Raw genomic sequence first — 13,478 nt, forward strand, 5'->3', positions numbered from 1 at the left:
CGACCCTCCCGCGCACCGGGGCCCCGGTGGGGGCGGGCGCCGCACTGGGCGCGCTGCTCCTCGCCGCGGGCTGGTGCCTGCGACGGCGGACGACCGGGCCCGGCGCCGTCCGCGCTGGCGCGCAGCCGCTCGCACCTGACGGACCGTCACCGTCCCGTCTGACACCGTCTGGACCGACGTGACGGGCACGCGGGCGAGTGCCGGGCGCGCTCGTGGGTCCTTCGCCGGGTGCCGCGCCCACCCTGCGGCGTCCCGGCCAAGACGTCACCGGCTGCGTCGATGGCCGACGACCCGCCACCGCTCCGCGACGCCCTCACCGCCTGCAGGACATCGCCCTCTGGAGTCACGCCGGCGGTGAGCACGACGCCCGCGCGTCCGAGCACCATGGCCAGCCTCTCGCCGTAGGACGATCCCGCTGAGCCGCACCCACGCCTGGAGCGGGCCGTGCACGCTCCTCCGTCGCCGCGACCGAGGGCCGCCGGATCGGTCCCCCGACGGTGGTCTGCCCCGGGGGGCTGGTCTACGCGGTGCACCTGCGCGCGGGCGGCCACGCGATGGCTGACATCGTCGTCACGACCGCGACCACCCGCACCCGCCCGTACCGGCACCTGCCCCCACGACCGCCCGAGCAGGTCACCGCCGCGCTGAGCGAGACCGCCCAGTGGGCGAGGGCCGGGGTGCAGGGAGGATGCGGGCATCGTCCATCGGTGACCCCGGTCGGCTCGAGGACGCCACGGCCCGGGCAGGACGTGCTCGTGCAGCAGTCCCCGGTAGCCGTAGACCGCGAGTCCATCACACGGAGCTCTGCTGCCGGCTCAGGGCAGTGGGCTTGGACACCGCGCGGGAGAAGAGTGCGGAGATGGCGACCGCGACGAGGACGACCACGATCGCGGACCGGAGACCCACGTGCTCACCGACGAAGCCGAGGACTGGCGGACCGACGAGGAAAGCCGTGTACCCGGCAGTCGCGACAGCACTGACCCGACGGGCTGCACCGACGGGCTCGTCTCCGGCTGCGGACAGCGCCACGGGGAAGCCGAGCGAGGCGCCGACACCCCAGAGGAAGACACCTGCGGCTCCGAGTGCCGGCGTGGGCGCGAACGCGACCGTACCGATCCCCAGGACGGCGAGGGCCGCGCTCGCCACCATCACCTGTGCCCGGCCGAACCTGTCGAGGAAGTACCCGCCGCCGAACCGGCCGATCGCCATGGACACTCCGAAGAGCGCGTACACGAGGGACGCGGTCGCGGCCGAGAGGGCGAAGCCGTCGACCATGATCAGCGGGAGCCAGTCGTTCGCCGACCCCTCGGCCAAAGCCATCCCCAGCACGATGACGCAGATCGCCAGGGTGCGGCGCTCGGTCCAGACGGAGAGGAACCCGGTGATGGAACCACCGAGTGACGCCCGTCCATGCGACCCGCTGGTCGCTGCTTCCTGACCCACGGCGGGGGCGAGGTTCGCCACGAGCCACGTCGACACGGCAGCAGCTGCGACGGCGACGGCAGCGAGGTGCGCGACGACCGAGACCCCGGCCGTGCTCGCGGCCAGACCGCCCAGGCCGCCGACCGCGATGCCGAGGCTGTAGCAACCGTGCAGGCTCGGCACGACAGTCCTCTTCAACGCCTGCTCGACGTCGACGCCCTCGACGTTCAGGCCGATCTCTCCTGACCCCATGCCGTACCCGAAGAACGCCAGACCCGTGGCGACGAGCCATCCCTGGTCCGCGGCGGTACCCAGCGCGACGACCATGACGCCGGCCACGATGGCGACCATGCCGCACAGCACCACCAGCCGGGCGCCGCGGCGGGCCACGAGCATCCCGGCGACGGAGATGCCGAGCACGGAGCCCGCCGACAGGCCCGCGATCACCAGTCCCATCTCCGCCGTGCTGGCGCTGATCGCGTCCCTGATCGCCGGGGTGCGCGACACCCACGTGGCCATGGACGAGCCGGTGACGAAGAACGCCGCGAACAGTGCGACGCGTCTGCGCTGAGGGGTGACGGCCGTCCTCATGGGCACGGTCGGGGTCATGGCGGGCTCCGGGTCATGACGGGCAGGGGTGAGGGGGCGGGACTTCTCCGGGACCGGGCGACGAGAGCGCCGCCGCGGTCACGGCGTGGTGGCGTCCCCGCTCGGGCCGATGAGGCGGTACACGGCAGCGCGGACCCGGTCGACGTCGAACGGCTCGGTGGAGATGTGACTGTGAAGGACCAGTCCCTCCGCCAGCGCGTCGATCATCGGCGTGAGCTCGGGTGCGAAGTGCCGCTCGAGCGAGACGCGTGAGCGTCCCATCCAGTCCTGGATCAGGGCTCGGTAGCGTTCATCGCGCACCGCCAACGCGTACAGCTCAGCCGACAGCACCATGTCGCGGCCGTACCCGCCTCCGTGGGTGACGATCAGGTCCACGACGCGCTCACGCGGGTCCTCGCCGTCGGGCGAAGCAGCCATGATCTGGTCGAAGCGCGCGTGCTGGGTGTCGGCCAGGTGCGAGAACGCGGCGTAGAGCATGTCGTCCCGGGTCGGGAAGTGGTACGTCATCGACCCCAACGGCACGTCGGCCGCGGCCGCGACGGCCCGGTAGGTGGCGCCGGCCACGCCGTCACGGGCGATGAGGTCGAGCACGGTCTCCAGGAGTCGCACGCGCCGTCCCGGCTCGGTGCGACGCGTGCTCACAGCACCCTGGCGACCGCGATCAGTGCCTCGAGCGGCTCCGAGCCTGCAGGGATGAAGACGCTCGACGTCACCCCAGCGGCGCCGAGCTCGTCGATCCGCCTGCGGACCTGCTCGGGCGTCCCGGCGAGCGCGAGCCGGCGGACCCACTCCTCGGGCAGCGCGGCGGTGAAGTCCTGGCGCGTGGCCGACCGGGCGCGCAGGGACGCGAAGTCGTCCGCGATGTCCAGGGGCGCCAGATGGGGCGCCCAGTCCGGTTCGCCGATCCACTCGAGCGCAGGACGCACCGCGTCGACCGCAGCCCGCGGGTCGTCGTCCACCGCACCGACGTTGTACGCCACCACGTGGTGCCCGGGCTGCGCCGCGATCGCGCCGAGCGCCGCAGTCACGTACTCGGGGGCAGTCGGCTCGGCGAGCACGGTGCCGTCCGCCACGCGCCCCGACGTCGCCAGCGACTTCGGGCCCCGGACGCCCAGCAGCAGCGGCGGCACGGCGGCGGGCACCACGGAGGGGTCCAGGCGCAGGCCGGCGACCTCACCTCCTGCCAGGAGCTCGCGGACCGTGGTGACGTACTCCGACAGGAACCGCAGAGGTCGCTCCGGCCATGCGCCGGCCTGTTTCAGCCAGCCCGGCATGCCGTGGCCGATGCCGACATCCGTACGTCCGGGGTGGAGCTGCTCCAGGGTGGCGATCTCCATCGCGGCGTAGGCGACGTTGCGCACCGCCGCAGGCAGGATCCCGATGCCTACGCGGATCCGCTCGGTGACGCCGAGCACCGCCGCCGCCTGCGCGAAGCCGCCGCGGAAGCCGAGGTCCTCGACGACCCACAGCTCGTCGAAGCCGAGTCGCTCGGCCGTGCGCGCGTACTCCAGGAGCAGCGAGGACGGCAGATCGCGAGGCAGCATGACGCCGATGCGAGGTCGATCTGGCATGCGAAGACCCTATCGGAACGTTCGTGTAGTCCGCTAGGTGGACGACGGACCCCGGAGGCGACCAGTGCGACGACCTCGAGCTCGGCCACCGGTACCTGGCCGACGAGGCCCGCACCGCGGGATACGCCATGGCGCACAGCCGGCCACCTGTCGGCACTCGGCAGACCGGGAGCACGTGGTGCCTCCCACGCGCCTCCACCACACGCTCGACCTCTACGCGTATCGTTTTGCTCACGCGGTGCTGTCGGCGCATCGCCCGACGGATTGGGTCGACGATGACTGCAGCACCCCGCTTCTCGGGCGTCCTCTTCGGTGCCGCGTACTACGCGGAGTACCAGCCGGAGGGCACGCTGGACCGCGATCTGGACCTGATGGCGGAGGCAGGCTTCACCGTCATCCGGGTGGGCGAGTCCGTCTGGTCCACATGGGAGCCGCGCGAGGGTGTCTTCGAGCTCGACTGGCTGGAGCCGGTGCTGGACGGCGCGCACTCCAGGGGCATCGGCGTGGTCCTCGGCACCCCGACGTACGCGATCCCGCCGTGGCTGCAGCGTCTGCACCCCGAGATCGCCGCCGAGTCCGCGACAGGCGTCCGCATGGCCTGGGGTCGCCGGCAGGAGATGGACCAGAGCCACCCGGCCTACCGCTTCTACGCCGAGCGGATCGCCCGCAAGGTCGTCCAGCGCTACGCCCAGCACCCCGCGATCATCGGGTACCAGGTCGACAACGAGCCGGGGAACCACCTGCCCCACAACGAGCACACGTTCCAGCGTTTCGTCGACTGGTTGCGCGACCGGTACGGCACTGTCGAGGAGCTCAACCGCGAGTGGGGCCTCGTCTACTGGTCCCACCGCCTGTCCGACTGGGCCGACCTGTGGCGGCCCGACGGCAACCTCATGCCCCAGTACCAGCTGGAGTGGCGGCGTTTCCAGTCCACGCTCGCGACGGACCTGATCGCGTGGCAGGCCGACCTGGTGCGGGAGTACGTCCGAGAGGACCAGTTCGTGACGACCTGCATCGCGTACTCCCAGGCGCAGATCTCGGACGACGAGATCGTCGCCCCCCTGGATGTGGTCGCCGGCAACCCCTACTACAAGATGCAGGGAGACCTCGACGCGACCGCTGAGCTTCCTCGCGAGATGCCCTGGTGGGGTACCGGTGTGTGGGCGCTGTTCGAGTGGGGCGACCGCGCGTTCTCCTCCGCGCAGTCGCAGTACCTGGTCACCGAGACGAATGCTCAGTCGATCAACGGCTCGTGGACGAACCACCCGCCGTACCCGGGGCAGATCAAGCAGGCGGCCCTGGCCCTGCTCGCCCGAGGCGGTCGGATGGTCGAGTACTGGCACTGGCACACGCTGCACTTCGGCATCGAGACCTACTGGGGCGGGGTCCTTCCCCACAGCCAGCAGCCGGGCAGGATCTACCGAGAGGTGGCCGACCTCGGCGCGACCCTGAAGGCGCTCGGCTCCTCCCTGGACAGTTACGAGCCCGACGCCGACGTGCTCGTGCTCTACTCGAGCGACACCAAGTGGTCCTTCGAGTTCTACCCGCCCCTGGCGCGGGCCGACGGATCTCCTGATCCGCGCGCCTACCTGAAGATCTTCGACGCGTTCTACCGCGGCCTCTTCGAGGCCGGCGCGCAGGTCCGGGTGCAGCACCTGCGTCAGTTCGTGACGACCGACGTCGACGAGCTCGTGAGTCGCTACCCGGTGCTCGTCGCTCCAGCGGTGTACGTCGCCGACGACGAGGTCCTGGAGCACCTCCGGGCCTACGCGGAGGCCGGGGGCCACCTGGTGCTCGGGATCCGCACCGGCTACGGCGACGAGCTGGCCCGCGCGCGGCTCGCGGTCGCGCCGGCGCTCCTGACGGACGCGGCCGGTCTGCACTACGACGAGTACTCCAACATCGACGAGCCGCTGGCGGTGAGCGCCGAGGGGGACCTCGTGCTGGAGGCCGAGTCGGCGGGGACCGAGTGGGTCGACGTGCTCGAGGTGGACGACGCGGACGTCGTGCTCCGGTACGCGCCGACCGAGCTCGGGGCAGACGCAGCGGTGACCACCCACGCTTTCGGATCCGGTCGGGTCTCGTACGTCGGTACCGTCCCCAACCCTGCTCTCGGCCGCAGCATCGGGCGCTGGCTCGTGCCGGACACCCAGAAGTCGGCCTGGCGGGCCGGGGAGTCCGTCACCATCAGCACGGGCACGACCGGTCGCTCGAGGATCACTTTCGTCTCGAACTGGTCCGCCACCCCTGCTGCCGTCACCACGCCCGCGACGGCGACGGACCTCGTGTCCGGCGCCACGTACGCGGCGGGCGACGCCGTACCCCTCGACCGGCGCGGCGTCGTGGTGCTCGAGGTCATGGACGACGCGACCCCGCAGTCCGCGGACTGAGGGGCGCCGGCCGGCTGCCCGTGAACGAGGTCGGCACCTACCTCCTCGGCCGGACCCAGCCGCAGCACTCGTCCCTCGCGGACGTGGGTGCTGCAGCTGGACCAGGAGAGCGCGTCGGTCTGCGGGGGGATACCGCGACCGCCGGATCCGGACGACGTCGGGTGAGCGGCGACGGGGCTACGTCCGGAGGCCGGCCGAGGATGCTGACCTGCCGAGCGCTCGGACCCGTCCGTCCTTCCCTGGTGCCCGGAGCACGACGGGGAGGAGGAGCCTCGGGGGAGCGGCGTGGACTGGCGGCGGGTGCCCCCTCCGTCCGCGCTCGACCCGGTGCTGCGCGTCGTCGTCGCGCGATGCGCCTGCACCGCGTGCTCTCGGCGCCGGTGCCGATGTGCAGGACGTCGACGCGCAGCCCCCGAGCGCGTCCCTGCGCCTCCACCGCGGAGGGGACGGCGAGGCCGAGCGGCTCGACCTGACGAGACCGCTCGACCTCCTCGTCCGCCGCATCGGACTGGCCAGCACGGTGCGCGCCGCTGGGACGCCGCGTTCAGATCGAGAGCCCGTGGAAGAAGTCGGTGCGCACCTCGACGTCGCCGGGGGCGAGCTCGACCCGGACCACGGGGCCGCCCGGCCCCGTGCGCAGCGACGGCGGGACCACCACGTCGAGGACGTCGTCCTCCCGCCGCCACTCGACCTGGTCCCGCTGCCCGAGCACCCGGACGTCGATGATCGGACGAGACAGCAGACGGCTCGCCGAGCCGAAGCTGCGCACTCGCAGGTGACCGTCCTCCGGGCGTCCGAGGGCGATGGCGTAGACGTAGTCGTGCCCCACCTCGGACATCGTGGTGAACCGGAAGTCCTCGGCGCCGTACGCAGCCGAGGTCGAGTCCGAGAAGGCTCCGACCGGGGTCTGGGTCGGACCCTCCCCGTAGACCGCCCAGGGCCTCGTGCCGTAGACGCCCTCACCGTTCACCGCCAGCCACGCACCGATGGCCTCGAGCAGCTCGACCTCGGGTTCGGCGATCGTGCCGTCGGGGCGGGGCCCGATGTTCAGCAGCAGGTTGCCGTTCTTGGACACCACGTCCGCCAGCTCGCCGATGATGTCGTCCGCGGTCTTGTAGACGTGTCCCTCCACCCAGCTCCACGACGTGCGGGACACCGAGGTGTCGTTCTGCCACACCGACGGGAGGATCCGGCTCGTCGTCCCCCGCTCGATGTCGAGCACAGAGGTGCCGGGAGCGAAGGAGCCCCACTTCTCGTTGATGACGACCTCGCGCCCCCATGCGGACGCACGGTTGTAGTAGAACGCCGCGAGGCGGCGCAGGTAGGGCTCGAAGGACGGCTCCTCGATGCCGGAGTCGAAGTAGAGGAGCTGGGGTCGGTACTTGTCGATGACCTCGACCGTCCGCAGCAGCCAGTCCTCGAGGAAGCGACTCGTCGGGCTGATCTCCTTGCGCAGCGCCGGCCCGTAGAGGTCCGCGTACGCCGGATCGCGGACGTCGGAGTCGAACGCGGTCCCGCCGTTCATGAAGAACCAGTGCTCGGCTCGGTGCGATGACGCTCCCGTGATCAGCCACTGCTCGTCCACCGCCGCGAGCAGGTCCCCGAGCAGGTCCCGCCGCGGACCGATCGTCGTCGACTTCCACCTCGAACGGTCGGTGTCGTACAAGGCGTAGCCGTCGTGGTGCTCGGCGACCGGGACGACGTACTGGGCGCCGGCGCGCTTGAAGAGCGCCGCCCACTCGTGCGGGTCGAAGCGCTCCATGCCGAAGTGCGGCAAGAAGTCCTTGTAGCCGAAGTGCCGCTGGCTGCCGTACGTCGCGACGTGGTGGTCGAAGGACCGGGTGCCCTCTCGGTACATGTGCCGCGGGTACCACTCGGTGTCGAAGGCAGGCACCGTGTACGCGCCCCAGTGCAGGAACACGCCGAACTTGGCCTCACCGAACCAGCTCGGCGGCCGGTAGGCGCTCAGCGATTCCCAGGTGGCGTCGAACGGGCCGTTCGCGACGACCGCGTCGACTCGGGACAGCGCCCGGGAGTTGTCGGAGGTGTCGACCGGTCGGGGGAGCGAGGAGGGGTCGAGCGGGGTGAGGGAGCTCGTCTCGGGCTGCTGGGCGGAGTCGGTGGACGGAGATCCAGGTGCGGCCACGGTGGTCCTTCGATGCGGACGGACGGAGGGGGAGGTCGACCGGTGGGGGCGAGGGCTCGCCTGGGGCGGGCCGGATCAGCGGCCCCCGAACGCGCCGGCCCCGATGGCGGCGACGAGCTGCTTCTGGGCGATGGCGACGACGACCACCACCGGGAGGATCGTGAGCACGCACCCCGCCATGAGCAGCTCCCACTGGGTCCCCGTCTGACCCGAGAAGCCCGCGAGGCCGATGGGGAGGGTCCACTTCTCGCGGCTGTTCAAGATGATCAACGGCCACAAGAAGTTGTTCCAGCTGCCGAGGAAGGAGAAGATCGCCAGCACCGAGAGCGCCGGACGGACCAGCGGGATGACCACGCTCACGAGGATCCGCCCGGTCGAGGCCCCGTCGATCTTCGCCGCCTCCTCGAGCTCGACCGGGATCTGCAGCATGAACTGTCGCAGCAGGAAGGTGCCGTAGGCGCCGAACAGCCCCGGGAGGATGAGCGCCGTCCACGTGTCGACGAGCCCCACCGCGTCGAAACCCAGGTAGAGCGGGATCACTGCGATCTCGATGGGCAGCGTCAGGGTGATGATGAACAGCAGGAAGACCGCGTCGCGCCCCCGGAAGCGCAGGCGGGAGAAGGCGAAAGCCGTCAAGGTCGCGACCACGAGGCTGAGGGCCGTCGAGATGAGCGCGACGGTGAGGCTGTTCGCCAGCAGTCGACCGAAGCTGACCTCCACCCAGGCGTCGACGAAGTTCGACCACAGGATCTCCGACCCGATGAACTCGATGTCCTGGCCGAAGACCTCGTTGGCCGGCTTCAGCGCGGTGAAGAACGTCCAGATCAAGGGGAAGGAGAAGACCAGCGCGACAGCCCATGCGGCCGCCGTGTTGGCCGCGAAGGCCCCTCGGCGCGGCCGCCTTCGGCGGGACGACGCAGCGGGAGCGGGCCTGCCGGTCTGCACGCCGTTCAGGGTCGGACTAGTCATAGTGCACCCACTTCTTCTGACCCCAGACCTGGACGAGCGTGAAGGCCGCGATGATCAGGAACAAGATGGTGGCGATCGTCGAGGCGTATCCGAGCTGGTCGTAGGTGAAGGCCGTCCGGTACAGGTAGAGCATGATCGTCGTCGTGCTGTTGCCCGGCCCGCCGCCAGTGATCACGTACGACTGCGCGAAGGTCTGCCACGCTCCGATGACCGTCAGGACGGTGGTGAAGAAGAGCGCTGGGCTGATCAGCGGGAGGTTGATCGAGACGAGCCGTCGGAACGGTCCCGCGCCGTCGATGCGCGAGGCGGCGAGGACGTCCGGACTCACGGCGTCGAGACCAGCCCCGATGATGATCATGTTGTAGCCGAACGACTGCCACACGGACACCAGGATGACGGTGACGAGGGCCCAGTCCCCATCGCTGAGCCAGGGGACGGGCGCGATGCCGACCGTCGCCAGGAGGCCGTTCACCGCGCCGTCCTGCTGCAGGATCAGCCGGAACACCGCGGCGTTCGCCACCATCGGGGACAGGGCGGGGATCAGGAAGACGACCCGGAGCCAGCCGCTGCCCGCGAGCCTGGTCCTCAACCACAGGGCGACGGCGAGCGCGACCGCGATGTTCAGCGGCGTGTAGACGACGACGAAGACGGTCGTCACCACGATGCTGGTGATGAACTGCTGGTCGGCGAACAGGCGCTCGAAGTTCTCGAGGCCCGTCATGCGCGTCCCACCGAGCAGCGTGGACTCCGAGAAGCCCAGCACCAGGGACGCGACCATCGGGACCACGATGAAGACCAGCAGTCCGAGCAGCCCCGGGAGGACGAAGAGCCAACCGACCCACGTGGTGCCGAAGGGACGGCGCCCCCGGGCGCGGGGCCCGGGGGCGACGGGGGTCGGGCTGGTCACGCCGGAGTCCTGGAGGCCGGACGCGGTCACTGGTTCAGGGCGGAGGCGACCTGCTGGAGGACCTCCTGTGCGCTGCTCTCGCCGGAGAAGGCGTTGGTCTCGTACTGGGTGATGAGGGTGTTGAGCTGGCTGAGCTCGGAGGGTGTGGGCGTCGTGAAGGAGTTCTCCGTCAGCTGCCTCACGACGTCGGCCGTCTGCTGCGAGCCGATCGTCTCCGCCCAGGCGTCGAAGCTGTCAGGTCGGGCGACCACGGTCGCGCGCGACCTCGCCACGCTCTGCATCGCCTCGGCGCTGGTGATGGCCTTGATGGCGGCGAAGGCGGCTTCCTTGTCACCGCAGCTCTTCGTCATGGCGAAGCCGGTCCCCCCGACGTACCCCATCGACCCTCCGTCGTCACTCGGGACCGTGGCCACGCCGACGACGTCCTCGCCGAGCTTCTCCTGCTCGTTCGGAAGGTCCCACAGGCCGTTCATGCTCATCGCGGCCTGGCCGGTGCTGAAGGCGTCGATGTCCGGGAAGCTCCCGCCGGAGGCCTCGAGCGGCTTGGCCACCCCCTCCTCGGTGGCCAGGTCGACGTACCACTGGAAGCGGCTCACGAGGTTCGGGTCGTCGAGATCGGCGACGCCGTCCTCGGAGACGTAGTTCTCACCGTTCGCGGACATCAGAGACGTCACCGGGGTGATGCCCTGCCCCAGCGCGAAGCCCCACACGCCGTCCCTGGTGGTCGCCCTCGCGGCCGCGAGGAAGTCCTCGGTCGTCCAGTCGATCGACGGCTCGGGGACACCCGCGGCCTCGAACATCTCCTTGTTGTAGTAGACGACTGCGGGCGCCGCGTCGTAGGGGATCGCGTAGACCTGTCCGTCGACGCTCAGCTGCTCGATCATGGCCGAGTTGTAGTCGCCGAAGTCCACCCCGGCCTCCTCGGCGTACTGCTCGAGAGGCTCGAGCCCGGAGACGTAGGGGCCGACCTGGCCGTTCTGCAGCGTGACGATGCACGGGGCGTTGCTTCCCCTGAGCACGGTCGGCAGCTTGGTGTAGAAGTCCCCGATCGGGGGGCCGGAGAAGGAGACGGAGACCTCGGGGTCCGCCGCCTCGCCGGCGTCGACGTAGGCGGACCACTGCGCCTGGTCGGCCTCGCCGCCGATCCAGGTGCCCATCTCCACCGTCTCGCCGTCCATGCCGGGCACCTCCGAGCCGCTCGATCCGGCGGAGCAGCCGGCGAGGACCGTGGCGAACGCCCCCACGGCCACGACCGCGGCGCCACCGCGGCGTGCGCCGCCTCGAGCTGGCAGGACTGTCCTGTTCGAGTGCATCTGCTCTCCTTTGAGACATATGACGGGCCAGTCGTCCGAAGCCGCTGGGAGGCAACCCCTGTGGCTGGCCCGGTTGGGCTCGACCTGGCTTGGTCCGCCAGAGCGAAACGTTACGCGCTGGTTGATGGATGCTAGGACGGACGTGAGAGGGCGTCAAGGGTTCCCGCTGGGGCCCAGCAGTGCTCGTCGCGGGCGAGGACCTGCTCGTGAGAGGCGCAGCTCAGGAGAGGGGGCGCAGCGACAGGAGGGCCCACGGAGCGATCGTGATGTCGACCTCGAGCACTCCGTCGCGCGAGGCGATGAGCTCGGTGCGGTCCAGCGCGTCAGCCACGCGGCGCAGGTGCGCCTCCTGGCCGCGGCTGAGGTTGCGGGGGGACCCCAGCCGTCGCCAGGCCTCGCAGACGTCCCCGTGCTGCAGGTCCAGGACCTCCATGACGTAGGACGAGCCCGGTGCGAGTCCGCTGATGGTGTGCCTGACCACGAGGTCGGTGCCGATGCCGGCGAGCGCGCGGGTCTGCTCGTGCGTGGCGGCGGACCCGACGGACTGGCCGCCCATCTCTGCGGGGTAGTTGACGAACAGGCCGGCGATGTCACCAGTGGTGCTGTCGCGTGTCAGGACCCCCGAGTCGCTGGCCAGCAGGACTGCGTCGCCCAGACGGGCGAGCATCGCCAGGGCGTGGAAGGTCGGCTTGTGGATGCCCTGCTCGGTGACGAGCCCGAAGCCGCCGTGGAAGGGGCCGATGCCGGCTCCGCCCTCCTCGAAGACGTCCGTGAAGGTCCAGTAGGAGATCGAGTCGGCCAGCCCGGCGCAGCGCAGGTAGGCACGGGCCACGTAGGTCGCCGCGAAGACGGTGTCGTGCATGGCGTCACGGCTCGAGGGGGAGGTGGACCACTCGGTGATGTGCGTCTCGGCGTGCGGGTAGGCGCTGTCTGCCAGGAGCGCGCGGAGCCGCACGAGATCGTCCCGCGTCGCGTCGGCGTACCGGCTGATGCTCACCGACTCCCCGTTCGCGCCGAACGCGAAGTCGGTCGGGTACAGGTGGGTGGAGACGAAGTCGACGGGCACGTCCCTCTCCTGGCACCAGGTGAGGAACTCCTCGATCCACACAGGACGCCAGTCGAGGGCGTCGACGTCCTGGGCGGCGGCGGTGGCGTGCTCGGCGCTGCGGTCCTCCGTCTCGCCCGCGTAGCGCGCATCGGGCACGAAGACGCTCGTGGAGGGTCCTCCCACGGCGAGCCGGCCGTCGACGGCCTTGACGGCGCGGGCGGTCTGCTCGTACAGCTCGAAGTACTGGCTCCGGGTCCCGGTCCAGAAGTGGGGGACGAGGTTGGGCTCGTTCCACACCTCGAACTTCCAGCGGCGGACCTCCGGCAACCCGTAGCGCTCCACCCAGTGCTCCACGGTGGCCGTGACGAGGGCCAGCCACCTGCTCATGTCGGTGGGGGGACTGCAGTGCGCCCCCCACCAGAAGACGGTCTCCGTGGTCGTGGCCAGCCCCCGCGGCATGAAGCCGAGCTCGACGAAGGGGACCACCCCCGCGTCGACGACGACGTCGAAGACCTTGTCGACGTAGCTGAAGGTGTGCACCGGCTCAGCCAGCGCCTCGTCGGGACCGAAGCCCCCGCCGTAGGTGTCCCGGTACACGAACATGTCGTCGTGGAAGAGTCCGTGGAAGCGCACGGAGCGGAAGCCGAGCCGTTCCACCGCTTCGGCGAAGTGCGCCTGCCAGTCCGCCCGCAGCGCCTCGTTCGCTCGACCAGCACCGGCGCACTGGTTCCAGACGTGATGCAGGGTGCTCCCGCTCCCGGTCCGGCCGTCGACCAGGATCTCGGGGGTCTCGACCAAGCTCATCGGTGGTCCTCCTCGCAGGGGGCAGCTTCTTGTCGGGGGGTCGGCTGGGCAGACGTCTGAGCCCAGGTGCACGAGAGGGCGGGCTCGTGCCCTCGGGAGAGGAGGGCGTGCACTCTCAGTCGTCGGGCCAGACGACGCCGACCTTGCCGCCGGCGGCGGCGTCGGCGGTGGCGTAGGCCTCGGCGGCCTCCTCGAGCGGGAACGTCGCGGTGACGAGGCGCTCGGGGTGCAGGTCCCAGCGCACGAGGTTGTCCAGGAGCTCGCCCATGCGCACGGTCGAGGTCACCCACGAGCCGTGC

The 13,478-nt window shown here is 70.7% G+C and carries 10 protein-coding genes and 1 pseudogene; 2 read left to right on the forward strand and 9 right to left on the reverse strand.

Annotated features, from left to right (window positions below):
- The coding region (locus HLB09_RS20335) for an LPXTG cell wall anchor domain-containing protein (protein WP_171202495.1) at positions 1-182 on the forward strand (182 nt) is incomplete at its 5' end.
- Positions 183-792: 610 nt separating this feature from the next.
- Here the strand turns inward: HLB09_RS20335 and HLB09_RS06005 are convergent.
- The 3 genes from HLB09_RS06005 to HLB09_RS06015 all read right to left on the reverse strand — a co-directional run bounded on the left by HLB09_RS06005 (position 793) and on the right by HLB09_RS06015 (position 3,602).
- Positions 793-2,031, reverse strand: coding sequence for an MFS transporter (locus HLB09_RS06005; RefSeq protein ID WP_246234440.1), 1,239 nt, complete (start codon positions 2,029-2,031; stop codon positions 793-795).
- A gap of 78 nt (positions 2,032-2,109) precedes the next feature.
- Positions 2,110-2,622: a TetR/AcrR family transcriptional regulator gene (locus HLB09_RS06010; RefSeq protein ID WP_212770625.1), complete on the reverse strand. Its 513-nt coding sequence runs from the start codon at positions 2,620-2,622 to the stop codon at positions 2,110-2,112.
- Positions 2,623-2,669: 47 nt separating this feature from the next.
- The gene (locus HLB09_RS06015; protein ID WP_171202497.1) at positions 2,670-3,602 is read right to left on the reverse strand and encodes an LLM class flavin-dependent oxidoreductase; all 933 of its coding nucleotides are present in this window, start codon (positions 3,600-3,602) and stop codon (positions 2,670-2,672) included.
- Between the two features lie 275 nt (positions 3,603-3,877).
- Here HLB09_RS06015 and HLB09_RS06020 point away from each other — a divergent pair, with 275 nt between their 5' ends.
- Positions 3,878-5,992: a beta-galactosidase gene (locus tag HLB09_RS06020; protein ID WP_171202498.1), complete on the forward strand. Its 2,115-nt coding sequence runs from the start codon at positions 3,878-3,880 to the stop codon at positions 5,990-5,992.
- 544 nt (positions 5,993-6,536) lie between these two features.
- On the opposite strand, the gene HLB09_RS06025 is transcribed toward HLB09_RS06020, so the two are convergent.
- The 6 genes and pseudogenes from HLB09_RS06025 to HLB09_RS06050 form a co-directional block, all read right to left on the reverse strand.
- On the reverse strand, positions 6,537-8,138 hold the full coding sequence (locus HLB09_RS06025) for an alpha-L-fucosidase (RefSeq protein ID WP_171202499.1): 1,602 nt from the start codon (positions 8,136-8,138) through the stop codon (positions 6,537-6,539).
- Positions 8,139-8,213: 75 nt separating this feature from the next.
- On the reverse strand, positions 8,214-9,083 hold the full coding sequence (locus tag HLB09_RS06030; RefSeq protein ID WP_212770626.1) for a carbohydrate ABC transporter permease: 870 nt from the start codon (positions 9,081-9,083) through the stop codon (positions 8,214-8,216).
- A gap of 16 nt (positions 9,084-9,099) precedes the next feature.
- Positions 9,100-10,014 (reverse strand): carbohydrate ABC transporter permease, encoded by a 915-nt coding sequence (locus HLB09_RS06035; RefSeq protein ID WP_212770627.1) that lies wholly within the window; start codon positions 10,012-10,014, stop codon positions 9,100-9,102.
- Positions 10,015-10,040: 26 nt separating this feature from the next.
- Entirely contained in the window at positions 10,041-11,192 is a 1,152-nt protein-coding gene (locus HLB09_RS06040; protein WP_171202501.1) for an ABC transporter substrate-binding protein, read from the reverse strand.
- A 355-nt stretch (positions 11,193-11,547) separates the two neighbouring features.
- On the reverse strand, positions 11,548-13,179 hold the full coding sequence (locus HLB09_RS06045) for a GH39 family glycosyl hydrolase (RefSeq protein WP_171202502.1): 1,632 nt from the start codon (positions 13,177-13,179) through the stop codon (positions 11,548-11,550).
- A gap of 115 nt (positions 13,180-13,294) precedes the next feature.
- Positions 13,295-13,478 (reverse strand): annotated as a pseudogene (locus tag HLB09_RS06050) (alcohol dehydrogenase); the annotation flags it as partial.

This window comes from Pseudokineococcus marinus (assembly GCF_013004605.1).
In the GTDB taxonomy this organism is placed as follows: Bacteria; Actinomycetota; Actinomycetes; order Actinomycetales; family Quadrisphaeraceae; genus Pseudokineococcus; species Pseudokineococcus marinus.